The organism is Bradyrhizobium sp. SZCCHNR1051 (assembly GCF_032489615.1).
Classification (GTDB): domain Bacteria; phylum Pseudomonadota; class Alphaproteobacteria; order Rhizobiales; family Xanthobacteraceae; genus Bradyrhizobium.
This window is the reverse complement of record NZ_JAUEYJ010000010.1, coordinates 48,193-69,801: the sequence shown is the minus strand read 5'-3', so window position 1 is coordinate 69,801 and position 21,609 is coordinate 48,193. Positions and strand designations below refer to the sequence as shown.

Here is a 21,609-nt window from a genome sequence, read left to right as displayed (position 1 = left end):
TGACGACATCGGGGCTTCCTCACGATACGGTTGACGCGATCGCGGCTGCACCGCGAGGAGCGCCATCGGTTCGATCGCGTGCGGCCACAGATGCGAACACACGCCGCGTCAGCGGCGCTTTTGCGCAGGTCTGATGTCGTCATGTAAGATCTTGTTGCTGTTCGTGCGCGCGCTCCCGGCAGCCGGTGATTGAAAGCCGCGTGCGTCCGCACCGCGGGGATGCAACGGGCGACGGCGCTCAGTCCCGCCGCATGACGACCGATCGGCCTGATCATCTGAACCTCATCACGTTGCAGGGGGGCGGGGCAGGGGACGTGTTCGACCGTCATCGCGACGCCTTGCGCGCCCGAGCTGTGCCGGTCGTCTCGCCCCCATGAAACAGAGGGCGCGGGGAATGCCGGGTGAGGGCCTCACCCATGGCCCGCCTGCAGAAGAAAAAGCAGGCGGCAGTCACCACAGGTTCAGCCGGATCAACCCGGCATTCCCCGCGCGATGGTCTTCACGGTAGAGTCGAGGAAGGGCGCGGTGGCTTGGGCCATTCGGCAACGCCCCGTTTCCCTTCCCCGCTCATCGAACCGGACGTGCGCGTTTCGCGCATCCGGCTCCCGGGCAAGCTCTCATGCCTTCGCCCACGGCAGGTTACGCGTCGACTTCGGCAGCCGTACCAGCCCCAACGTCTCGTAGAGGTACCGGTCGGGGAAGCGATTGTACCCCTGGCCTTGAACCCGATGCTTTTCGCATAACCACTGGCGCAGCCGATGGATGGCATGGGCATCGACCGCCCTGTAGGCCGGTGAGACCGGCCCGAGACGGAAGTAGTTCGCCCATCCGGTGAGCTTGGCATTGAGCCGCTTCACCACCTTCTCGGTTGATAACAACGTCCTGTGCCGGCCCGTCTCGTTCCTGATCGCATCGCAGATTCGCTTGATGCTCTTCTTCGATGGCTTCGAGTTGAGGTGGGCCTTCCCGGTCTTGTGGGAGTAGCACCGTCCGAACGTGTAGCCCAGGAAGTCGAACCGCTCTTCCGGCAGGTGGCAGATTCGTGTCTTGTCCTCGTTGACCGCCAGTTGCAGTTTCTTGATGACCTCTCGCATCGTCTGCATGGCGATGTCGGCCGTACCCTTGCAGCAGATCACCAAGTCGTCGGCATAGTTGACCATGACGGCCTTCAGCCGCCGCCGCGCGCCCGATTGTCTCCACCACAACACCAGCCGTCGCATGTACAGGTTCGCCAGCAGCGGGGAGATCGGAGAGCCCTGCGGGATGCCGCGGTGCTCGTCCCGATTCCACGTGGTCCGACGCTTGCGCCCGCGATCGTCCGTCTCCTCGACCGGCGCCTCGATCCACATCTTGATCAGATGCAGCATGTGCCGGTCGGAGATCCGGCGCGCCACTGATTTCATCAGCGGTCCGTGCGGTATCTCGTCGAAGTAGCCACGCAGGTCCGCGTCGACGACGGCCGTGTACCCCAGATTGAGCAGGCGGTTCACGGTCTCCACCGCGTCCAGCGCAGTCTTGCCGGCGCGGTACGCATATTGCTCGGGCTCCAGATCGGCTTCGAAGATGGGCTCGAGCACCAGCATCGCCGCCGTCTGAACCACCCGGTCGCGTATCGTCGCGATCCCCAGAGGTCGCATTTTCTTGCTGTTCGGCTTCGGAATGTAGACCCGTCTGACCGCTTGCGGCCGATACGTCTTGTTCCTGAGCTCTTCCGCCAGTTCTCCGAGCCACGGATTCCAGCCATTGTCGACATCCGGGTTCTTGTGATCCGCGGACGACGCACCTTGGCCTCCATACGCCTCGATGGCCTCGAACGTCTGACCGTCCACACCAGCCGCGCCGCCATTGGCTTTGCATCTGGCATAGGCGAAGCTCAGAACATCCGCCCGAGACACCTTGTCGTACAGAAGATAGAACCTGAACCCGGGTTCTGCCTTCGCTTTCGCATGTAACGCAGTCTGCAGCTTCCGGACACTTGGTGGAGTTTCGAGGTGACCCAATCTCCCCTCCCGCGCCACTTTCTACATTGGCCTGAACGAGGGCTCCTTCCCTCCACCGGCATTACCCGGCTTCCCCGGTACTACGAGCCCATCCGACTCCCCGCCGCGCCCGGCCTGACCTTCACAGGCCTCCGGTTGGTCTCTCGCTCGACCGCGCGATGGGGTCTCCCGTGTTGCTTCGGTTCTCGTTGTGGACGTGCCGTCGTCACTACCCCGGTGGAGCCGCTGGGTGCGCGTGTCGCTCTCTTCCCCAGCGATGTCAGCTTTCCCTGTAATAAGGCCAGGTCAGCCTCCACATCGAGCTTTTCGAGGCCTGCTCAACGTTCACTCGTGTTACAGCCCGCCCACTCGCCAAGTCACCTCGTGACCCTCTCCACCGGAGGCTTCAGCCGGGTCGTTACCTCGCCGACTGCTCCGATTGCTACCGGCTGGAACGACATTTGCCGGAAGGGACTTTCACCCTCTCAAGAACCGCGCCTTTCCACGGCGCACCTTATACGCGATCTCCCCGGTGTCCGGCTTGATAGCCACCGTCGCCCTCGGGGATCATCACCCCCAGGACTTGGCGCCAGCTTCGGGGCGCCAGGACCACGCGATTTCACGTCCGCAAGGAGTCGTTCGTCCGCGCGCCTCAAGCACGCTGCGACCCGCCTGCGGCCACCGCATCCCGCGCCCAACGTCCGTGACGATCGCGATCCGCCCCTCTCGAGGAGCACGGGATAGGGACAGTCAATCATGAATTTCGGAAAAATGGAAGATGAATATTTTTCAGAAGCGGACTGGACAGGGGTGATCGTGTTGAGCGGCCTGATGAAATAAGTTTGTCCGCGCATCCTCACAGCACATGTTGCTGGAAAGCGCAGCGCCGTCGCGCCATGATCCCGAAATGCCCACCGGTCACTGCAACCTGCGCGGGTGCTGAACGCGTCGCCCTGGCATTGATCGCGAGGAAGGTTGTGGCGGAGCAACCGCGTCATGTTGATGACCCTGAATTCCCGCCGCTGGCGATCGTCTGACACATGACCACCGACGCATTTGATGCTGGGGGACGACAGCGACTGTGTCCTGTCCGCAACGTCATCGGTTTTTGATAGTCGCTCTATTCCCCCTAAGGTTGCGGCTATTGTTCCCCAGATCGGCCCCTGCTACCGCTAGTCAACAACAGTAGGGGTGCTGTGGGGGCTCAAATGGACTATTTGCGTTGGATGGCCACCTGGCTGGCCATCCTTGGAGGGGCGTGTCTTGGCGGGTGTGCTGCGCCGCTTGCGGTCAACAATGTGACCGACATCAGGTCCAGCACGGGCAGCCGAGGAATCGACGTCTACGAGCCGAAGCGCCGAACCGACGCAAGCGTGCCCGAGTTCGCGGGTGACCAGCTTGTGGAAGTGCGGACGTTTCACAATCCCGGCGGAGGAGGCGAGGTCGAGATGGCCGGGGCCTCCTGCTCACTGGAAGCCACCGGTTTCACCGCAACCATGACGAGCCCCGCAAAGGTGCGCGTGCCGCTCTATCGCGGACAGTCGAGCACGCTTGCCGTGACCTGCCAAAAGCCAGGCTATCAGAAGCGGATGATCACGGTCGCGCCCTTCGATGCGACGCGCCAGGCTCGTCTGGCGAGCGGCGTCAATGGCGGGATCCTTGGTGCGGTGATCGTGGCAGGCATCGATGCCGCCGCCGACAACACGAAGAACGACTGGCGTTATCCCGTCGCGAAGGTCGTGCTGGAGGCCGATCCCTCCGGCAGGTGAGGGACGGTTCTTTCGTTATTGGCGGTTACGGCAGTTGCGGTGACGCGCATGAAACTGGCTGCGCGGGAACCCTGCACGGCGCTGTGTGCATCTCCCGCCACGATCGATGGAGCAGGCTTCCGTGCAGATCCTCTCGGACGCATTGGGCTTTGATGTAGGAGAAGCTCGGGAGCTTCTTAGACAAGGTGAAGAGGAAACGGCTGTCTCCTATCTAGAGCAGTTCATAGCAAAGGGCTCTATTTTGGCCATGATCGAGATGGCGGAGTATCTGCAAGACAAGGGAGACAACTCTTCCAGTTTGCACTGGATGGAAAAGGCCGAACGGGCAATCGGACCCGGGGACTTCGATTCGCTTCTCTATCTTTCGGGAGCTCTTCGGCGCGGACTTGGAGCCGGGACTGCCAAGGAGCGCTATTTTCGAGCCTTCGACTTGAAGGAGCGAGTGGCAGAAGCGGGTCATCTGGCGGCCATTCGGGAAATGATAGTAAACTACGCTCATGGCCTAAATGGTGCTGCAAAGGATCCAGAACGGGCTATCTATTGGGTGAGGAAAGCTGCTGCGCTCAATGACGAAAAGGCGAAGCAAATTCTTCGAGACGAAGGGCTCTGATAGCGCGTAACCCGGAAAAGGTCCGTAGGGCGGATCGTGATCCGCCGTGAGCTATCGCCAAATTTTGGTGACGGACGGGCCGGTCAGGCGGCGGCGGTTACGAGCTGACGGTCAGTCGGTTTGGCGATGACCTCGATCCCGTCGTTGAATGTCACACCGAGAACGAGTTTTGGCAACTGGTTGTAGCCATCGAGGCGGCGCCAGCTTTTCTGCGCGCCCTCAGCTGCAACAGGGCTTGTTCGTTGCCGCTGATGTTCTTGTCAGATGCTGTTCCTGTGACATGATCGGTGCGTGGCTGGGAGGATCAGACAATGACACTTGCTGATGCCCAACAATGGGCCAAAGTGGCACCGCTTGCCACGACGTTCATCGCGTTCGTTGGTGTCGCCATCGCGTGGCGGCAGTTCCACCTCAACCGGAAGAACCAACGCGAGACCACGGCCAAAGCTACGTTCCGCGAGTTCTTGAAGCTTTGTGTCCAGCATCCAAAGTTGGCCTATGGAAAGCCGCCCGATCGCGAGACGGAAGAATACGAGTGGTTTGTTGCGAGCTTTCTTTACGCCGCAGAGGAGCTCCTCGAATATGATGGTGAAGAATGGGGCACGAACCTTAGGCTTCATCTCTCGTATCACGCGGAATTCTTGCGAACGGACAAGCGATTCCGGGAAGAGGACTTTCCGGCTTATAGTCCCGCCCTGCAGCAGTTCATCCGGGACAACATCGACGGATTCTGAAAGCGGCATCGTTGGGGGCTCGCGTTGTACGCCAACATCGCTCTGTACCACCGGGCTGAAATACGCCGATCGCAGTCTTGGGCCCTTCGTGAGGGCTATCGACATTCAACTAAAGGCGACGTCATGCGCGGCATCAACGATGAGCACATAATTCGGATCAGGATTACGGTGACGCTGCATAAAATATGATGCGTAAGAAGCTTCCTCCGCTTCGTAGTGCTTCAGCACGCTTGATGATCGAGCTCACTGCGCTTCCCGAGAGGTTACCGTCAGGCGTGGATGCCCTCTCGAGGGGGGCAAATTTACGAGTGGACAATTTACGAGTGGATAATGCATAGTTATCCTTCCTGACTCAAAGAGCGGGGGATGCCAATGTATGATCTCAACCACAAGCGATCTGAGGTCAGGTTCGCTGGCGTTCTGCGCATCTTGGCGGTATAGGCTATTATAGAAATGGCCCGCTCGAAGTGGATGCCCGGCCATTGTTTGCAACAGTGCGCTCAATGCAGGCGATCGAAATTACGATCAATTAAGGCGCCGTGATCCAAGCGCCGCCACGGTGATTTGACTTTAGCCTCGGGCGAATGCGCTCAAGCTTTCCGTCATCTGCATTCCACCTCTGAGGTTGTAGGAATCTCCGCCGGTGAGTTGAGGTGCGGCCATCTCAACATTCCATACAAATGAGAATGAGCCATCTTCTCTCTCTTCTCTCAAAAAGAAAATTGCACGAGGCCAATGTTTGTATTTGTAGCCGTTCCAAGCTGAAAGCATGCGCGCCACGATCGCCTCTGCTTCCTTAGCCTTTGCAGGCAGCCGGATTGGTCGATCTAACAGGTCTTCTAATAACAGCGACACAAACACATTCCAATTCGTGAAGGAATCCGCCACGTCGGTTACAGCGCCGCACGTAATCAGAAATATGATCATCTCGTGCCTCAGCTCTGCTAAGCTGAGACAACGGCTGATACCGGTCACTAATCCGTCCGAGTTCTCCCAATGTTTGCGAATAGCATCGTTCACCAGTTCGAGGATCTTCGAGCCGAGCGGTTTTCGATCAATTGCTCCATGAACGAACCAGTCGCAATAAAGGGAAAGATGCGGAAATTGGAGCGCCGATCTATCATGCTCAAGAACCAAGCGTGAGAGGCGAAGGACTTCTAAAACCTCCGATCTGTGACAGTTTCGATTCGCCATACTGCGTGTATGGTCCTTGAGACGAGTTGCAGGGTTGTAACCGTTCATTGCCGACCTCCTGCAAGATTAGAACTGTTACGGCATCACGTGGACAGCTCTCAATTGGCCGGTGCGACGATCGCGATGAACCGTAGAACGCTCCTGATCAACTTGACGATCCAATGATGCCCTTGCGCTGCAAGTCGTCAAAGATGGCCGCGACGGAACTTGACGCGTTTGCGCCATCGCCGACGAACAGAAGGCCGCCGGCGTTGACCTGACCATTTCCAACCCAGAGGTTTCGTCCGGTGCTTGCCTCAAGAAGCCGCGCCGTGAACGTGGTCTGACGCTTGTAGCGGTAGGTCGGCGTCGCGGTGGCAACCACCGTGCCTGATGACGTCCCATTCATGGATATGGTCGACGTGTTGCCGAAAGTGTTGACGGTACCGATCGAGCTCGATGTTCCGGTGTATTGGCCCGACAAGATCGTCCCGGCGTATTGTTGCTGCACACCGCTATCGCCCACGCTGATGACGAGGACGCCTTCAATCGCGTCACGCGCGAGTCCCTGCTGAACCTCGGCATTGGTGTAGGTCCGTGTCGGTGGGAACAGCATCAGCGCGTCGTCAGCGACGACGCCGCGTTTCCGCGCCTCCTCGGCGATGTTGGTTTGAATGCTCGTGACGAGCGGACCGGGTCCAGAGACGTAAGCGACCATGCGGCCGATCGGCTTCGCCGGCAATTGTCGGTCGGCATATCCCTGCATCGATGTCGTGATGCAGCCCGACAAGGCAATGGCCGCCAATGGAATCGCGACGACTGTTCTTGCCCAATTCATCGAAGCGCCCCGGCAATAAATCAAAGACTGCAACGCTCGATTGTGCCTTGGATTGGCCGAACAAGCCAGTCGGCATGTGGACAACCTTACGCCGTCGTCATCCCAAAAAACCGCATCACGGTGGCGGTGCACAAAAATGGAGCTATGCGGCGCCACTTCCGACGCACAGCCCCTGACGCCGATGGTGGCTTGATGATCAGGCCTTGTCCTGTGGGAAGCGCGAGAATAGTGACGCCATGCTGAGAGGCCCAAGCGTCGAATGCACGCTTCTGGGCCTCGTAGCGAACGAAACCATAATCGTCGAGCAGAACCGGGGCGCCTGGCTGCAGCTTGCTCCAGAAGTGGTCGATGGCCGCGATCTCGGGCGTGACATTGTTCATGTCGATCGACAGATATGCGACGGCATTGATGTCGACGGTCGACAGGCTCGATGGGACACTGCCACGAATGATTTCGACGTTCTTGTATTCGGAGAAGTTGCGAACGGCATCCTCATAGATGTCGGTCTTGTACATCTCTCTGAAGTAGCCGAGGTTGCCGCTTGCGACCTCATCATCGGTGACGAGGCGCTCGTCGACACCGGTAAACGTATCAAATAGAAAAAATTGACGTTGGAGGTTGTTCCAGTCGAGATAGTGCATGATTGAAGAGCTGAGCATGCCGCGACATACGCCGCATTCGACGAAATCGCCGCCAAGGCTGACGCCGATGCTGGCGCACCAGAGCGCAACATGCGTCCGCCAGAAATAGCGAGGCTCATAGCCCTCGGCGGCGGCGCCACGTTCGTAGGCGGCGACGAAGCGGGGATCCCGCATGAAGTCATGGTTGTGCACGATCGCGGGATCGGTTCGCAATCCCGCGTAGTCGTATACGGGTGTGTAGAGCCGGGGGCCGGCAACGTCCGGAGTCGAGGGCTCGCTCGTGTTGGTGCCGTCGTTCGCTCCGGCCAGTTGCAGCTTGAGCTTGATGAGCTCGGTCGACATCTCACGAAGCGCCAAACTCTCGCGCTGCAGGTTCTGGAGATAGCTGGCCGATACCGTCTCCGTCGGTTCGCTGGCTTGCGAATCCGTTCGGACTTGATCCTCACCTTCGTTGCCCAATCGCGTGGGATCGAGTTCGACGGCGTCGTTCGGTCCTGCCTCGTTGTCCTGCTCGCTTGCATGTCCATTGCGGGCCGACGAGACCAGCTGATGGAGCGTCGATTGGCGAATGAGTTGGAAGCCGACGCCGTTGAGCAACCGGTTGATCACGGCGCCATAGCTTGCAGACATGCTGGCTCCACTGGCGCGAACGCCTTGCCAAAAAGGCCTTACCGGAATTCGATAAAAATGACTTGCGATACCGTTGGTTGTCGACCTTAGCACCCTGGTTGCGCAGACTGCAATTCTGGCAGACGTGGAGGTGCGGACATGATCGAGCTGACGCGCGAGAGCGGACGCGCGGCGCGTCTGACCGCGTGATTCGGCAGCTTCTTCGTTACATCGCCTGGATGGAAGAGAACATGGAGACGTCTCGCCAGGTTCGTACGAGCATCGTAGCCAAGGAAATGACTGAGGATCCAAAGCCGCGTGAGGATCGAGGGCGTTCGACTCATCGAATATGAAATCGAGTTCCGATCGAGACCCATTCAGGCCGCCGCTTACGGGCGATCTAGAGCGTGATGTTTTTTGCCGGAATCAGGATTCCCGAGTCGGTGAACTTCTGATTCAGATTCCATGCTGGAGCCGGAGGCCAGCACGGATGACACGGCCCTATTCGGAAGACATTCGCGAACGCGCTCTGGCGCGCGCGGATGCAGGCGAGACGGTCCGCTCGATAGCGCAGGCGCTTCGGATCAGCCCGTCCTGCATCAGCAAGTGGAAGAACCTCAGACAGCAGACTGGAGGCGTCGCGCCGGGAAAAATCGGTGGCCACAAGAAGCGGACATTATCCGGGGCCCATGCCGAATGGCTTCGCAAACGTATCCGTTCCGGTCCATTCACCTTGCGCAAGTTAACAGCTGAGCTGGCCGAGCGTGGCATCAGGACTGATGTGCGGGCCGTGTGGACCTTCGTCCACGCCGAAGGCCTGAGCTTCAAAAAAAACGATGCGGGCGGCGGAGCAGGATCGTCCTGATATCGCTCGTAAACGAGCGCGCTGGAAAGCTCACCAAGGCAAGATCGATGTGTCTCGCCTGGTCTTTATCGATGAGACCTGGATCAAGACCAATATGGCCCCGCTGCGTGGTTGGGGACCATGCGGGCAGCGGCTTGAGGCATCTGTGCCGTTTGGTCACTGGAAGACGATGACATTTATCGCAGCACTGCGCTGCGATCGGATCTCGGCACCCTGGGTCATCGATGGCCCGATCAACGGCGAACTCTTCGCCCTCTATGTCGAGAAGGAGCTGGCTCCAACCTTGGTCAAGGGAGATGCCGTGATCCTCGACAATCTCGGAAGCCACAAAGGAAGAAGAGCTCGCGACCTCATCCGTGCAAGAGGAGCGCACCTGCTCTTCTTGCCTCCCTACAGTCCCGACCTCAATCCGATCGAGCAGGTCTTCGCCAAACTCAAGCACCTGATGCGAGATGCAGAACCTCGCACCATCGAAGCGACTTGGCGAAAAGCTGGAGATCTCCTCGATCTCTTCTCGGAAAAGGAGTGCGCCAACTATCTCAGAAACTCAGGATATGTTTCCGTATAAAAACAGCATGCTCTAGGCCACGCATCGTCTTACCGATGTTCCGACGTGGCCAAGGGAGGCGTCTGCCAGGCTGACTATTCGATCGTTCGGGATCTTGGTGAGCGCGCCGGGACTCGAACCCGGGACCCCATGATTAAAAGTCACGTGCTCTACCGGCTGAGCTACGCGCTCGCTTCCAAGAAGCGGTGCGACGGCAGGGCCGTCACTGTCCGGATCGTCGGCAGGTACCCATCGGAACGCTTGCGGCGTGGCCGTGGTTCACTGCGGCATGAGATCGGGGCGGCAAAAAACCCCGACCTTGGGCCGCATGCTGTCGTGGGCGCTGTGTAGGGGGTGGGTCCGTTCCGGTCAATAGGGCGGGCGGGGGAAACCACGGGAGATCGACGATCGTTTCGGGCGCGGCGATGACGGGGCCGTCGCCCGCCATGAGCCGCCGTGATGAGCCGCCGCCGGCGCTCGACAGAGCGACGGCGACATGCGGGGTCTCACGGGCCGTCGCGATGACCCCGGATGTCGCTGCCGCCTGCGCCCTTCGGGCCCAGGCGTCCGCTCATCCGGGCTACGCGGCCTACGCTTCTGCAGGCCTCGCTCGGCGTTACACCTTATCTGCCGCCTTCGTTGCCGCCGCGCTCAGCGGCGCCGGTTGCATCCCGGGCCCCGCCAGCTCTGGCACCCAGACCGGGCGCAGGCCGATCAGCTCGGCGGTGCGGACGGTGGCGTGGCGCCAGAACTCGAAGGAGTTGATGCGGGACATCTCCAGCAGCGCGATGGCGACCGCTGAGAGGAACGGCAGGCTCTCCAGGATCAGGACGGCGGCGAAGATGTAGAGCTCGGTGATGGCGAGCGTGTTGGTCACGATCAGGATGGTGGCGCCGATCAGGAGCAGGGCGCCGATCACGGCCTCCCAGAACGCCTGGAACTCGATCGACATCCGCGACAGGCCGCCCTTGGAGGTGCGGGCGAACGCCAGGTGCTCGGTGATCAGGCCCTGCGCCACGGCGCGGCTGACCGTCCACTGCACGCTCATAGCCGCGACCATCGCGCCCAGCATCTGCCACGGCTTCACCGCCACCCGCAGCCGGTAGAGGATCAGGAAGTGAGCGAGCGAGACCACGAAGGCGGCGAGGATCGGGATGGTCAGGATCTTGTCGGGAATGGCGATGCCGGCGAAGGCAACGATCGGCGTCCAGATCAGGTTGAGGATCGCGACCACGACGCCGAGGCTCTCGGCACCGAGCCAGTTGAGCCAGCCGAGCGAGAACTCGCGCTTCTGGTCCGAGGTCAGCCGGCTGTGGCCGGGCAGGAAGCGGCGCCAGTGCTTCTTGACGATCTGGAAGCCGCCATAGGCCCAGCGATGGCGCTGCTTCTTGAACGCCTCGTAGGTGTCGGGCAGGAGGCCCTGGCCGTAGCGGGTGTTGGTGTAGTGGGTCTGCCAGCCGAGCTCCTGGATCGCGAGGCCGAGATCGGTGTCCTCGCAGATCGTATCGCTCGACCAGCCGCCGGCCATGTCCATCGCCGCGCGCCGGATCAGGCACATCGTGCCGTGCACGATGATCGCGTTCTCCTCGTTGCGCTGGACCATGCCGATGTCGAAGAACCCGGCATATTCGCCATTCATGATGTAGTGCATCAGCGACAGATCCTCGTCGCGATGCTCCTGCGGCGCCTGCACCAGGCCGACGGCGGGGTCGGCGAAGGCCGGCACGAGGTCGGAGAGCCAGTCCGGCGTCACGACATAGTCGGCGTCGATGATGCCGATGATCTCGGCGTCGACGGCGGTGCGCTCCATCGCGATGCGCAAGGCGCCGGCCTTGAAGCCCTTGACCTTCTCGGCGTTGATGAACTTGAAGCGCTCGCCGAGCATGCGGCAGTGATCCTGGATCGGCTGCCAGAACGCCGGGTCGGGCGTGTTGTTGATGATGCAGACGACCTCGTAGTTCGGGTAGTCGAGCCGCGCCAGCGCATCCAGCGTCTGCTTCATCATGTCGACCGGCTCGAAATAGGCCGGCACGTGGATCGAGACCTTCGGGCAATAGCCCTCCGGCATGGCGGCGCGGTCGCGCGCGGCCTTGTCGCGGGTCAGCAGACGGCGCGGCTCGCGGCCGAAGGCGATCGCGGCGATCTCCTCGATGCGGGCCATCGCAATGAGGATCAAAGGAACCAAGAGGATCAGGCCGAGGGTCAGCGCGAAGGTCGAGCCCCAGACGAAATAATGCACGTTCCAATAGGCGAAGACGTTGGAGACCCAGGCACCGACGCCATGTGCCGTGATGGCGAGCATCATGGCCTGCAGCACGGTCGGCTGGCGCAGCCGCACGATCGGCAGCGACAGCAGCACGCCGACCAGCAGCGCGATGGCCGCGAGCTGCCAATAGTCGGGATTCACGATCGGGCCGGTCCAGGCGAATTTCGCCTCGCGCGCGGCATTCAGGACGCCCCAATACGGGCCGACGCCGCCTTCGAAATATTTCCAGGGCTGATCGATGGCCTCGACGATGTTGTATTCCATGCCGATCGAGGCGGCCTGGGCGAGAAAATTGCGCAGCACCTTCGCCTGCCGGAGCGGGCCCGGCACGGCGGGGCCGCGGTTGTCGCCGCTGCGGCTGTAGCCCTGGCTCGGCCAGCCGAACTCGGCGATCATGATGCGCTTGCCGGGGAACTGCTTCTTTAGAAGCTGATAGCGATCCACCGCCTGATCGACCGCCTGGTCGTCGGTGAAGAATTCCCAATAGGGCAGCACGTGCGCGGCGATGAAGTCGACATTGGCCGCGAGCTCGGGGTTGTCGCGCCAACTGTTCCAGACGTCGCCGGTGGTAACGGGCACGTTGACCGACTTCTTCACGCGCTTGATCTTCTCGATCAGCTCATCGACCTTCTGGGTCGCCGTGAGGATGGTCTCGTTGCCGACCACGATGCCGATGACGTTGCTGTTGCGGCGGGCGAGGGTGATGGCCGACTGGATCTCGCGCTCGTTGCGGTCCGGATCCTTGTCGATCCAGGCGCCGAGCATCACCTTCAGTCCGGCCTCCGCGGCCAGCGGCGGCACGATCTCGAGGCCGCCGGTAGAAGAGTAAAGCCGGATGGCCCGCGTCATCGTGGCGAGCTTCTTCATGTCGGCGCGGATGCGTTCCGGCGAGGCCACGGTGTTGGCGCCGGGGGCTCCGGTTCCTTCATGCGGATCGTAGGAAACGCTCTGCAGCAGGCCGGTGAAATTGGGGGCCTCCTGCTTGTCCTGCAGCAGTCCCCAGAGGGCGGCGTGCACAGCGGTGACGAGGAGCAGGACGGCGACGACGGCACGCATTGGAGGGGCAACCATTCCTAGGATCAAGTCAGCGGCGAAGCGGAGCGGTCGATCGCCGTTCCATCTCGGGTATGCGATGCTACCGGGAGCACGTTCACGCGTGACGTTTGACGACGAACGACGAAGGCGGTCATTCTCACGCCGTCACAGCCGAAGGCCGCGACATCATATGCCATCCCAACAGAGCCCAATGATGCTGAACGGTGCCTGAACCGGGGCGAGGCTCAAGCGCGCGTCGACGACCTCGATCGTATCCTGCCACGTGATCGGAGCGCTGTCATGCGCACGCCACGCATGGGGGGCGGTCGCCGGGATCGTGCGTCCTGCCTGCCTCAGGCGCCGGTCACTTCGCCGGAGGCTGCGCGGGCGAGGGCGAAGCCTGGGGGGCGGGCTGCTGCGTCGGCGCTGGAGACGCCTGCGCGGCCGGCGTCGCTGCCGGGCTCGAGGCTGGGCCCGGCGCAGGCGCCGCAGCCACCTGCGGCTTCGCGTCCGGATTGATCCAGCAGGTATGGACGTGGTTGTTCAGCGAGTTCGGCACCTTCGGATCGATCTGCGGGATGAATCGCGTCAGGCAGCGGAAGGCGGCCTGAACGTGGCCACCGGGGCAGCCGAACCGGTCATAGAGATCGAGGTGGCGGAACGCGGTATCGAGGTCGTCGTTGTACATCAGCTGGACGACGCGGCGGCCGAGCCAGACGCATTCGGGATTGCCGGCCGGGCCGCCACTGAGCGCCTGGGACGCTTCGGTGAATTCGTCGGCCTTGCGCTGGTTGTCCCTCGACACGTCGGCCGGATTGGCCGCCTGCGGCTTTTGGTCCTGGGGATGGTCGCTGCCGCTCTGGGCGAGCGCGCCGGGCGCGCCGATGAGGAGCATGAGGCCCAGAGCCGCGGACAGGCGCGAAACCGAAAACTTGGACTTGAGCACGCGTCGACCCATAAATTCCCCGATTGTTGCCTTCGTGCCGTCCCCTGACGGACGCAGTGGTGATGCCGATCAAATCGGCCCCGATTGCGGCGGGAGATTGATTCCGACTGTCGCGGAGCGTTCCTGACGGGCGCTTGCGCAGGGCCGAGAAACCTGGTTGCGACGGCCGGGGTCAACCGGGATTCCCAATGACCGGAATCTCGGAATTTGTCCAGCAACGTACCAACTTTCTCGCGTCATCGTAAAAGGGTGATTTGGAGCGGGTCCGCCAAGAGTGCCGGAGGGCTCGGCCGATCGCCTACTTGGCAGATCGCCGCCGACCGGGTAATCGACACCACCCTGCCTGGAGACACGGAACTGAAATCCCTTCCTACGCCGCTGGCGCTTCTGCTCATATCCTTGGGTGTCATCGCCGCCGCGTGGTGGTGGCTGGCCCAGCCGATCACGCTCGCGCGCGCGCCGATCGAGCTCGATTCGAAGCTGCAGTGCGTGTCCTATGCGCCGTTCCGCGGCCAGCAGAGCCCGCTGGATCCGACCACCCATATCGACGCCGAGCAGATCGAGCAGGACCTGGTGCAGCTCGCCAAGATCTCCGAATGCGTGCGCACCTATTCGATCGAGAACGGCCTCGACCAGGTGCCGGGAATCGCATCCCGGGTCGGCATCAAGGTGATCCAGGGCATCTGGCTCGGCTCCAACAAGCTGAAGAACGAGCAGCAGATCGCGATCGCGGTCGACCTGATCAAGCGCTATCCGAAGGTGATCACGGCGGTCGTGGTCGGCAACGAGGTGCTGCTGCGCGGTGAGATGACGACCGCCGATCTCGCTGCGACCATCCGCAGCGTCAAGGCCCAGGTCCAGGTCCCCGTGACCTATGCCGACGTCTGGGAGTTCTGGCTGCGCAACCGCGAGCTCTACGACATCGTCGACTTCGTCACGGTTCATATCCTTCCGTATTGGGAGGACATGCCGGTGCGCGCGAAATTCGCCGCCTCCCATGTCGACGCCATCCGCCAGCAGGTCGGCATCGCCTTTCCGGGCAAGGAGATTCTGATCGGCGAGACCGGCTGGCCGAGCGAGGGGCGGATGCGCGAGGGCGCGCTGCCGTCGCGCGCCAACCAGGCGCGGGTGGTATCGGAGATCCTCAGCCTCGCCAAGCGCGAGAACTTCCGCGTCAACCTGATCGAGGCTTATGACCAGCCGTGGAAGCGCAAGCTCGAAGGCACGGTCGGCGGCTATTGGGGCCTGATCAGCGATGACCAGCGCGCGCTGAAATATCCGCCGGGCGAGCCCGTCAGCAACTATCCGCTGTGGAAGCTGCAGATGGGCGGCGGCATGATCCTGTCGTTCGTGGTGTTCCTGGCCGGGTGGCTGACGGTGCGGCGCCGGCCCTGGCCGCCGCACGTTTCGGCCTGGATCGGGGTCGGGTTCTCCGCGACGACAGCGGGCGTGCTGTTCGGCATGGCCGCGGACAAGATGTTCTATGAGAGCCTCGGTGTCGGCGGCTGGCTGCATTGGGGGGCGCTGCTCGCTGCCGGCGTCCTGGCGCCCATCCTCAGCGCCAACGCGGCGATGGCCGGGCGGCCGTTGCCGACCTTTCTCGACCTGCTCGGACCGAATGACGGCCGCAAGCAGTTGAAGATCACCTACCTGCTGGGTCTGGTCCTGGTCGTGACGGTGCTGATCGCGGCCGAGACGGCGCTCGGCTTCGTATTCGACCCGCGCTACCGCGATTTCCCGTTCGCGAGCCTGACCATGGCGGTGGTGCCGTTCGCGATGCTGCTCGGCAATCGTCCGGCGCAGGGCGCGCGCCCGATCGCCGAGGCCAGCTTCGCCGGCCTGCTCGCGATCTCCTCGGTCTACGTGATCTACAACGAGGGCCGCGACAACTGGCAGGCGATGTGGACCTGCGCGATGTATCTGCTGCTGGCGTTCACGCTGTGGCGGGCGCGGGCCGCGCAAAGCCGAGGATGAGCAGGCCGATCGCCAGCCCCGACAGCACGATGTTGTAGAGCACGATGCCGAGGCCGGCGGCGATCAGCCCGCCGGTCAACAGCACGATCGACGGCCGCATCACGTGCAGCACTGCAATCACCAGCGCGGTGGCGCCGAATACCGAATTCTTGAACAGCGTGGTCGCGACCGCCCGGCTCTTGCAGGCCAGCGTCTGCAGGCCCGCATCGCAGGCCAGCGCGACGCTCGACAGCTCGATCGCGAGATAGCGCAGATAGAGGGCATAGCCGACGGTGACGAAGCCTATGATCAGGAGCCATTGCACCTGATAGGGCGAGAGGCGGAACGGGGTCTTTTTCATGCGCGGGACTATGCTGCGGAAAGGATCGTCGGACAAGCCGCAAAGCCGGTTCGCGGACTGCTTTCACAATCCGTCCCAACCGGCTTTGGCCGCACGATGATTTGAGGCTCAGGAGCGGCGGAAGAACGACGACAGCGCCGACGGTTGCTCGGGCTTGGGCGCCTCTGCCGGCGGCGGCGCCGGTGCTGCTGTTGTGGGCGGCGGCTCCTCGCGCTTGCCGTGGCGCTGCTGCTGGGCCTGCGGCTGAAACGTGCGCCGGCGCTGCACCGGCTTCTGGGCGGTAGCCGCGGGAGCGCCCGGCTTGGCCGCCTCGGCCCCCTCCGGCTCCTCGCGGACTGCGAGGCGCTGGCCGTCATAGACGGTGGTCTCGCAAGCGCGCCGGCTCTCGGCGAGCACCGCGCAGATCTTCGCCGCCGTGGCCGCGTCGCCCAATGGGCCGGCGCCGAGTCGCAGCTGCATGCCCGGACCGCTCCGGCCTTCCTTCAGGATGATGATCGGCCTGAGCGAGGCGAGGTCGGCATGGGTCTTCACGAGATCCCGCCACAGCGCCCGCAATCCTCCGAGCGAGCTGGCCGCGCCGAGATCGACTGCGAATTCGGTCTTCTGGACCGCCGTGACCGTGACGTCCGTGCTGTCATTGCCCTTGGCGGCGGCCTCTGCGGGCTCAGCCTTTGCGAGCTTGTCGGTCTCGGCCGGCTTGCCGGCCGGGTCCGGTGCGCCACCAGGCGGCTGGGAACCGGTCGCCGCGACGGCGGGTGCAGGCGGGGTCGGCGACAGAGCGGCGGAGACGGACGATGACGAAGCACCCGACAGCCCGGCCGACATCGGCCTGGACTGCTCCTGTTTCGTCTTGTCGGCGCTCGCGGCAGCCGCTGGGGAACCGGGCTGAGCCGGATTGATTCCGGCGGCCCCGTTGGGAATCGGCATGAACGGCGACGCGTTCGCGTAGGCCGGCAAGGGGCTGGACGCCGCGGAACTCGACGGGGCCGCCACCGGGGCCTGGGACTCCACGGCCGCGATCTGCGGCGCGGGTGCGGCCTTGCTGCCGGGAGCGGGATTGGCGGTCGCCTGGGCGCTCTGCTTGGCCAGCGCGCCGGTCACCGAGTCCAATCCCTGCTCGAGCACGGTCACGCGCGCGTACAGCCGGTCGCGATCGGTGTTGAGCGTCTCGATGGCCGCGCCGAGCTGGCGCGCCTCGCCTTGCGTCTCGCGGGCCAGCGACTGCAGCAATTGTGCCTGGCGCGACAGATCGGCCGCGGAAACACGGTCCTGCCGCCATCCCTGTGCGGCCTGATTGGTGAAAACGGCCAGGCCGACGGCGCCGACGGCGCCAGCCCCCCACCAGCCGAGCCGCCACAGCGCGCGGCGATCGAGCTCGTTCTCGTCGGCAAACAGTCCGGACAGAGTCGCCCCCGTCTTCTCAGCTCCGTTCGTGCCGGCGGATTTGCGGGAGTCCTTAGCCATGAACCTGCCTTAATCGAATCACGAAGCGAACATTAACAGGAAAACCACCAGGGGCTTCAGCGGGTGCGGTTTGCCCCGCGCAGAAAACGCATTATGACAGCGCGACCTATGCGCTCCCTTCATCCCAGGTGTTTCATGACCGCTCGATCCAGTCTGACCATCGTGCTTGCGGCAGGCGAGGGCACGCGGATGCGCACGAGCGTCCCCAAGGTGCTGCATCCCATCGCCGGCGAATCATTGCTCGCGCACGTCCTGGCGGCGGCGCCGCAAGGCGATGGCGCCAGCATCGCCGTGGTGGTGGGGCCAGGGCACGAAGCGGTCGAGAAGGAAGCCAAGCGCCTGCGGCCCGACGCGGATATCTTCGTTCAGCGCGAGCGGCTGGGGACGGCGCATGCGGTGCTGGCGGCGCGGCAGGCGATCGCGCGCGGCGCAGACGATCTGCTGGTCGCATTCGGCGACACGCCGCTGATCACGGCCGAGACGTTCGCGCGCCTGCGGTCAGCGCTCGCGGAAGGCGCAGCGCTCGCCGTGCTCGGCTTCCGCGCCGCCGATCCGACCGGCTATGGACGCCTTCTGCTCGACGGATCGAAGCTGGTCGCGATCCGCGAGCAGGCCGATGCAAGCGAAGCGGAGCGGGCGATCACGCTGTGCAATGCCGGGGTGATGGCGATGGACGGCCGTCGCGCGCTCGCGATCCTCGACAGGATCGGCAATGCCAACAGCAAGGGCGAGTACTATCTGGTCGATGCGGTGGCGATCGCGCGCGAGCAGCGGCTCGAGGCGGTCGTGATCGAGACCTCCGAGGACGAGGTGCGCGGCGTCAATACCAAGGCGCAGCTCGCCGAAGCCGAGGCGGTGATGCAGAACCGGCTGCGCCGCGCGGCGATGGATGCAGGCGTGACGCTGGTCGCGCCGGAGACCGTCTACCTCGCTGCGGATACCACGTTCGGCAAGGACGTGACCATCGAGCCGTTCGTCGTGATCGGCCCCGGCGTGTCGATCGGCGACGGCGCGGTGGTGCATTCGTTTTCGCACATCGTGCAGTCCAAGCTCGGCCGGAACAGCCTGCTCGGGCCGTTCGCGCGGCTGCGGCCCGGTACGACACTCGGAGACGGCGCCAAGATCGGCAATTTCGTCGAGGCCAAGGCCGCGGTGCTGGAGGCGGGCGTGAAGGTCAATCACCTGTCCTATATCGGCGACGCCCATGTTGGGGCCAATGCCAATATCGGTGCCGGCACCATCACCTGCAACTATGACGGCTTCAACAAGCACAAGACCAATATCGGCGAGGGCGCTTTCATCGGCACCAACACCTCGCTGGTGGCGCCGATCACCATCGGCGCCCGCGCCTATATCGGCTCTGGCTCGGTGATCACGCGCGACGTTCCCGATGATGCGCTGGCGCTCGAGCGGAGCCCGCAGACGACGCGTGAGGGCGCCGCGGCGCGCTTCCGGAATGCCAAGCAACGCCACAAGAAGTGAGCTGAGAAATCAGCTTTCGTCGTCCTGGAACTCAGCGAACATCGCACGTGTCAAACGCCACCCGCGGCGGGTGGCGTGCTTGACGGGCTCGTTGGCGCGATGTTTGATCGGCATCGGCTTGAGCTCGTTGCTCAAGGCCGGCGGCGGCCAGTGCGCCAGATGGCTTCCGGAGGTCGGATGCGACAGGCTCAGCGGGCTGGCGCCTTTGGGATCAGTTGGGCGGCGGCTATAGGTCATGGCGTCCTCTCCGACGCGACAGTCTCTGCGCGAAAGCGTTGACCGGGCGTTAAGTGCGCTCCGAACCGGACCTCCGCATCAAACCGGAGTTGCATGCAGGCCCTCGGTTAGGGCTCCCACTTAACCCTGTCGCAATCCGCAATAATTATTGAATCCTGAAAGCGCGCGGTTTTCGTTAAGACAATGCCACGCTTTTGAATCTTTCTCGACGATTTGGGGACTAGCGCTGATGTGCGGAATCATCGGGATCCTGGGACGCGGGCCGGTTGCCGAGCATCTCGTCGATTCCTTGAAACGTCTCGAATATCGCGGCTACGATTCCGCGGGCGTTGCCACGCTCGAGGGCGATCATTTGGACCGGCGGCGCGCCGAGGGCAAGCTCAAGAACCTGCAGAAGCGGCTCGAGCAGCATCCGCTGAAGGGGCACGCCGGCATCGGTCACACGCGCTGGGCGACCCACGGCAAGCCGACCGAGAGCAACGCGCATCCGCATGCGACTGACAACGTTGCCGTGGTACATAACGGCATCATCGAGAATTTTCGCGAACTACGGGCCGAGCTCGAAAAGCAGGGCGCCAGGTTCGCGTCGGAAACGGACACCGAGACCGTCGTCCATCTGGTCAACTCCTATTTGCTGAAAGGCCATTCGCCGCAGCAGGCCGTGGCTGCGTCGCTGCCGCAATTGAAGGGCGCGTTCGCGCTGGCCTTCCTGTTCAAGGGTCATGGCAACCTCCTGATCGGTGCGCGCAAGGGCTCGCCGCTCGCGATGGGCTACGGCGACGGTGAAATGTTCCTCGGCTCGGATGCGATCGCGCTGGCGCCGTTCACCGACACGATCAGCTATCTCGATGACGGCGACTGGGTCGAGATCACTCGCGACTCCGGCATCATCCACGACGCCTCGGGCGCGGTGGTGAAGCGCGACGTGTTGAAATCCGGCGCGTCGTCGTTCCTGGTCGACAAGGCCAACTATCGCCACTTCATGGCCAAGGAGATCCACGAGCAGCCGGAGGTCGTCGGCCATACGCTGGCGCGCTATGTCGACATGGGCACCGAGCGCGTAGTGCTGCCGGCGCGGCTGCCGTTCGACTTCAAGGACATTCAGCGCATCTCGATCACCGCCTGCGGCACCGCGAGCTACGCCGGCTTCGTCGCCAAGTACTGGTTCGAGCGCTTCGCGCGCGTGCCGGTCGAACTCGACGTCGCCTCGGAGTTCCGCTATCGCGAGGCGCCGCTGCGCCAGGGCGATCTCGCCATCTTCATCTCGCAATCCGGCGAGACTGCCGACACCCTGGCGGCGCTGCGCTATGCGAAGTCGCAAGGCGTGCACACGCTCTCCGTCGTCAACGTGCCGACCTCGACGATTGCGCGCGAGAGCGAGATCGTGATGCCGACGCTCGCCGGCCCGGAGATCGGCGTTGCCTCGACCAAGGCCTTCACCTGCCAGTTGATGGTGCTCGCGGCGCTCGCGATCGCGGCAGGTCGCGGCCGCGGCGAGCTCTCCGAAGCCGACGAGACCAAGCTGGTGCATGGCCTGGTCGAGGTGCCTCGCCTGATCGCGGCGGCGTTGACGACCGAGCCGCAGATCGAGAAGCTCGCCCGCGAGATCGCGAAGTCGAAGGACGTGCTCTATCTCGGCCGCGGCACCTCCTATCCGCTGGCGCTGGAAGGCGCGCTGAAGCTGAAGGAGATCTCCTACATCCACGCCGAGGGGTACGCCGCCGGCGAGCTCAAGCATGGGCCGATCGCGCTGATCGACGAGACCATGCCGGTCGTCGTCATCGCGCCCTATGATCGCGTGTTCGAGAAGACGGTGTCGAACATGCAGGAGGTCGCCGCGCGCGGCGGCAAGATCATCCTGATGACCGACGCCAAGGGAGCCGAGGAGGCGACCGTGGACTCGCTGGTGACGATCACCATGCCGGATATGGCCGCGACGTTCACGCCGATCGTCTACGCCATCCCGGTGCAGCTGTTGGCCTACCACACCGCCGTGGTGATGGGGACCGACGTCGACCAGCCGCGCAACCTCGCCAAGTCGGTCACGGTGGAATAGGCAAACGTCCGGCCCGGCGGATCGGTCGGTTCGCTTGATCACGG

Annotated in this window: 16 protein-coding genes, 1 tRNA gene and 1 pseudogene; 7 read left to right on the top strand and 11 right to left on the bottom strand. The window is 63.1% G+C overall.

The window, feature by feature from the left end; all coding sequences use genetic code 11:
• Window positions 1–617: 617 nt before the first annotated feature.
• On the bottom strand, window positions 618–1,895 hold the full coding sequence (gene ltrA, locus QW868_RS14000; protein ID WP_316229723.1) for a group II intron reverse transcriptase/maturase: 1,278 nt from the start codon (window positions 1,893–1,895) through the stop codon (window positions 618–620).
• Between the two features lie 1,310 nt (window positions 1,896–3,205).
• On the opposite strand from ltrA, the gene QW868_RS13995 reads away from it, so the two are divergent.
• The gene (locus tag QW868_RS13995; RefSeq protein WP_316230783.1) at window positions 3,206–3,748 is read left to right on the top strand and encodes a hypothetical protein; all 543 of its coding nucleotides are present in this window, start codon (window positions 3,206–3,208) and stop codon (window positions 3,746–3,748) included.
• Between the two features lie 121 nt (window positions 3,749–3,869).
• Window positions 3,870–4,358 (top strand): hypothetical protein, encoded by a 489-nt coding sequence (locus QW868_RS13990; RefSeq protein ID WP_315774712.1) that lies wholly within the window; start codon window positions 3,870–3,872, stop codon window positions 4,356–4,358.
• 83 nt (window positions 4,359–4,441) lie between these two features.
• Here QW868_RS13990 and QW868_RS13985 read toward each other — a convergent pair.
• A pseudogene (locus QW868_RS13985) lies at window positions 4,442–4,579 on the bottom strand (IS256 family transposase); the annotation flags it as partial.
• 90 nt (window positions 4,580–4,669) lie between these two features.
• Between QW868_RS13985 and QW868_RS13980 the strand changes: the two are divergent.
• Window positions 4,670–5,092 (top strand): hypothetical protein, encoded by a 423-nt coding sequence (locus tag QW868_RS13980; RefSeq protein ID WP_316230782.1) that lies wholly within the window; start codon window positions 4,670–4,672, stop codon window positions 5,090–5,092.
• 570 nt (window positions 5,093–5,662) lie between these two features.
• On the opposite strand, the gene QW868_RS13975 is transcribed toward QW868_RS13980, so the two are convergent.
• The 3 genes from QW868_RS13975 to QW868_RS13965 all read right to left on the bottom strand — a co-directional run bounded on the left by QW868_RS13975 (window position 5,663) and on the right by QW868_RS13965 (window position 8,374).
• The gene (locus QW868_RS13975; protein ID WP_316230781.1) at window positions 5,663–6,334 is read right to left on the bottom strand and encodes a hypothetical protein; all 672 of its coding nucleotides are present in this window, start codon (window positions 6,332–6,334) and stop codon (window positions 5,663–5,665) included.
• Window positions 6,335–6,431: 97 nt separating this feature from the next.
• The gene (locus tag QW868_RS13970; protein ID WP_316230780.1) at window positions 6,432–7,103 is read right to left on the bottom strand and encodes a hypothetical protein; all 672 of its coding nucleotides are present in this window, start codon (window positions 7,101–7,103) and stop codon (window positions 6,432–6,434) included.
• A gap of 86 nt (window positions 7,104–7,189) precedes the next feature.
• Window positions 7,190–8,374: a TylF/MycF/NovP-related O-methyltransferase gene (locus QW868_RS13965; protein WP_316230779.1), complete on the bottom strand. Its 1,185-nt coding sequence runs from the start codon at window positions 8,372–8,374 to the stop codon at window positions 7,190–7,192.
• A gap of 469 nt (window positions 8,375–8,843) precedes the next feature.
• Between QW868_RS13965 and QW868_RS13960 the strand changes: the two genes are divergently transcribed.
• A protein-coding gene (locus QW868_RS13960; protein WP_316230128.1) for an IS630 family transposase occupies window positions 8,844–9,786 on the top strand; the annotation gives its coding sequence in 2 pieces (ribosomal slippage) (window positions 8,844–9,179 and window positions 9,181–9,786; 942 coding nt in all).
• 95 nt (window positions 9,787–9,881) lie between these two features.
• Here QW868_RS13960 and QW868_RS13955 read toward each other — a convergent pair.
• The 3 genes from QW868_RS13955 to QW868_RS13945 form a co-directional block, all read right to left on the bottom strand.
• Window positions 9,882–9,957 (bottom strand) — tRNA-Lys (locus QW868_RS13955).
• Between the two features lie 424 nt (window positions 9,958–10,381).
• Window positions 10,382–13,087, bottom strand: a complete 2,706-nt coding sequence (locus QW868_RS13950; RefSeq protein ID WP_316230778.1) for a glycosyltransferase — start codon at window positions 13,085–13,087, stop codon at window positions 10,382–10,384.
• Window positions 13,088–13,430: 343 nt separating this feature from the next.
• Complete coding sequence (locus QW868_RS13945) at window positions 13,431–14,024, bottom strand: beta-1-3, beta-1-6-glucan biosynthesis protein (protein ID WP_316230777.1); 594 nt, start codon at window positions 14,022–14,024, stop codon at window positions 13,431–13,433.
• A gap of 381 nt (window positions 14,025–14,405) precedes the next feature.
• Between QW868_RS13945 and QW868_RS13940 the strand changes: the two genes are divergently transcribed.
• Window positions 14,406–15,986: a beta-(1-6) glucans synthase gene (locus QW868_RS13940; protein ID WP_316230835.1), complete on the top strand. Its 1,581-nt coding sequence runs from the start codon at window positions 14,406–14,408 to the stop codon at window positions 15,984–15,986.
• Here QW868_RS13940 and QW868_RS13935 read toward each other — a convergent pair.
• Together QW868_RS13935 and QW868_RS13930 are read right to left on the bottom strand one after the other, a co-directional pair.
• A complete protein-coding gene (locus QW868_RS13935; RefSeq protein WP_284416120.1) occupies window positions 15,946–16,326 on the bottom strand; it encodes a hypothetical protein in 381 nt (126 codons plus the stop codon). The genes QW868_RS13940 and QW868_RS13935 overlap by 41 nt on opposite strands.
• Before the next feature lie 108 nt (window positions 16,327–16,434).
• Window positions 16,435–17,790, bottom strand: a complete 1,356-nt coding sequence (locus QW868_RS13930; RefSeq protein ID WP_316230776.1) for a hypothetical protein — start codon at window positions 17,788–17,790, stop codon at window positions 16,435–16,437.
• A gap of 135 nt (window positions 17,791–17,925) precedes the next feature.
• Here QW868_RS13930 and glmU point away from each other — a divergent pair, with 135 nt between their 5' ends.
• A complete protein-coding gene (gene glmU, locus QW868_RS13925; RefSeq protein ID WP_316178331.1) occupies window positions 17,926–19,272 on the top strand; it encodes a bifunctional UDP-N-acetylglucosamine diphosphorylase/glucosamine-1-phosphate N-acetyltransferase GlmU in 1,347 nt (448 codons plus the stop codon).
• Window positions 19,273–19,281: 9 nt separating this feature from the next.
• Here the strand turns inward: glmU and QW868_RS13920 are convergent, their stop codons facing one another.
• Entirely contained in the window at window positions 19,282–19,509 is a 228-nt protein-coding gene (locus QW868_RS13920; RefSeq protein WP_316230775.1) for a hypothetical protein, read from the bottom strand.
• 229 nt (window positions 19,510–19,738) lie between these two features.
• Between QW868_RS13920 and glmS the strand changes: the two genes are divergently transcribed.
• Entirely contained in the window at window positions 19,739–21,565 is a 1,827-nt protein-coding gene (glmS, locus tag QW868_RS13915; protein WP_315797383.1) for a glutamine--fructose-6-phosphate transaminase (isomerizing), read from the top strand.
• The last annotated feature ends 44 nt before the right edge of the window (window positions 21,566–21,609 follow it).

Bases quoted from the DNA above. Each gene is read 5' to 3' on its own strand.
- QW868_RS13995 (WP_316230783.1), top strand. From the start codon at position 3,206: ATGGCCACCTGGCTGGCCATCCTTGGAGGGGCGTGTCTTGGCGGGTGT.
- QW868_RS13980 (WP_316230782.1), top strand. From the start codon at position 4,670: ATGACACTTGCTGATGCCCAACAATGGGCCAAAGTGGCACCGCTTGCC.
- QW868_RS13975 (WP_316230781.1), bottom strand. From the start codon at position 6,334: ATGAACGGTTACAACCCTGCAACTCGTCTCAAGGACCATACACGCAGT.
- QW868_RS13970 (WP_316230780.1), bottom strand. From the start codon at position 7,103: ATGAATTGGGCAAGAACAGTCGTCGCGATTCCATTGGCGGCCATTGCC.
- QW868_RS13965 (WP_316230779.1), bottom strand. From the start codon at position 8,374: ATGTCTGCAAGCTATGGCGCCGTGATCAACCGGTTGCTCAACGGCGTC.
- QW868_RS13950 (WP_316230778.1), bottom strand. From the start codon at position 13,087: ATGCGTGCCGTCGTCGCCGTCCTGCTCCTCGTCACCGCTGTGCACGCC.
- QW868_RS13945 (WP_316230777.1), bottom strand. From the start codon at position 14,024: ATGGGTCGACGCGTGCTCAAGTCCAAGTTTTCGGTTTCGCGCCTGTCC.
- QW868_RS13935 (WP_284416120.1), bottom strand. From the start codon at position 16,326: ATGAAAAAGACCCCGTTCCGCCTCTCGCCCTATCAGGTGCAATGGCTC.
- QW868_RS13930 (WP_316230776.1), bottom strand. From the start codon at position 17,790: ATGGCTAAGGACTCCCGCAAATCCGCCGGCACGAACGGAGCTGAGAAG.
- glmU (WP_316178331.1), top strand. From the start codon at position 17,926: ATGACCGCTCGATCCAGTCTGACCATCGTGCTTGCGGCAGGCGAGGGC.
- QW868_RS13920 (WP_316230775.1), bottom strand. From the start codon at position 19,509: ATGACCTATAGCCGCCGCCCAACTGATCCCAAAGGCGCCAGCCCGCTG.
- glmS (WP_315797383.1), top strand. From the start codon at position 19,739: ATGTGCGGAATCATCGGGATCCTGGGACGCGGGCCGGTTGCCGAGCAT.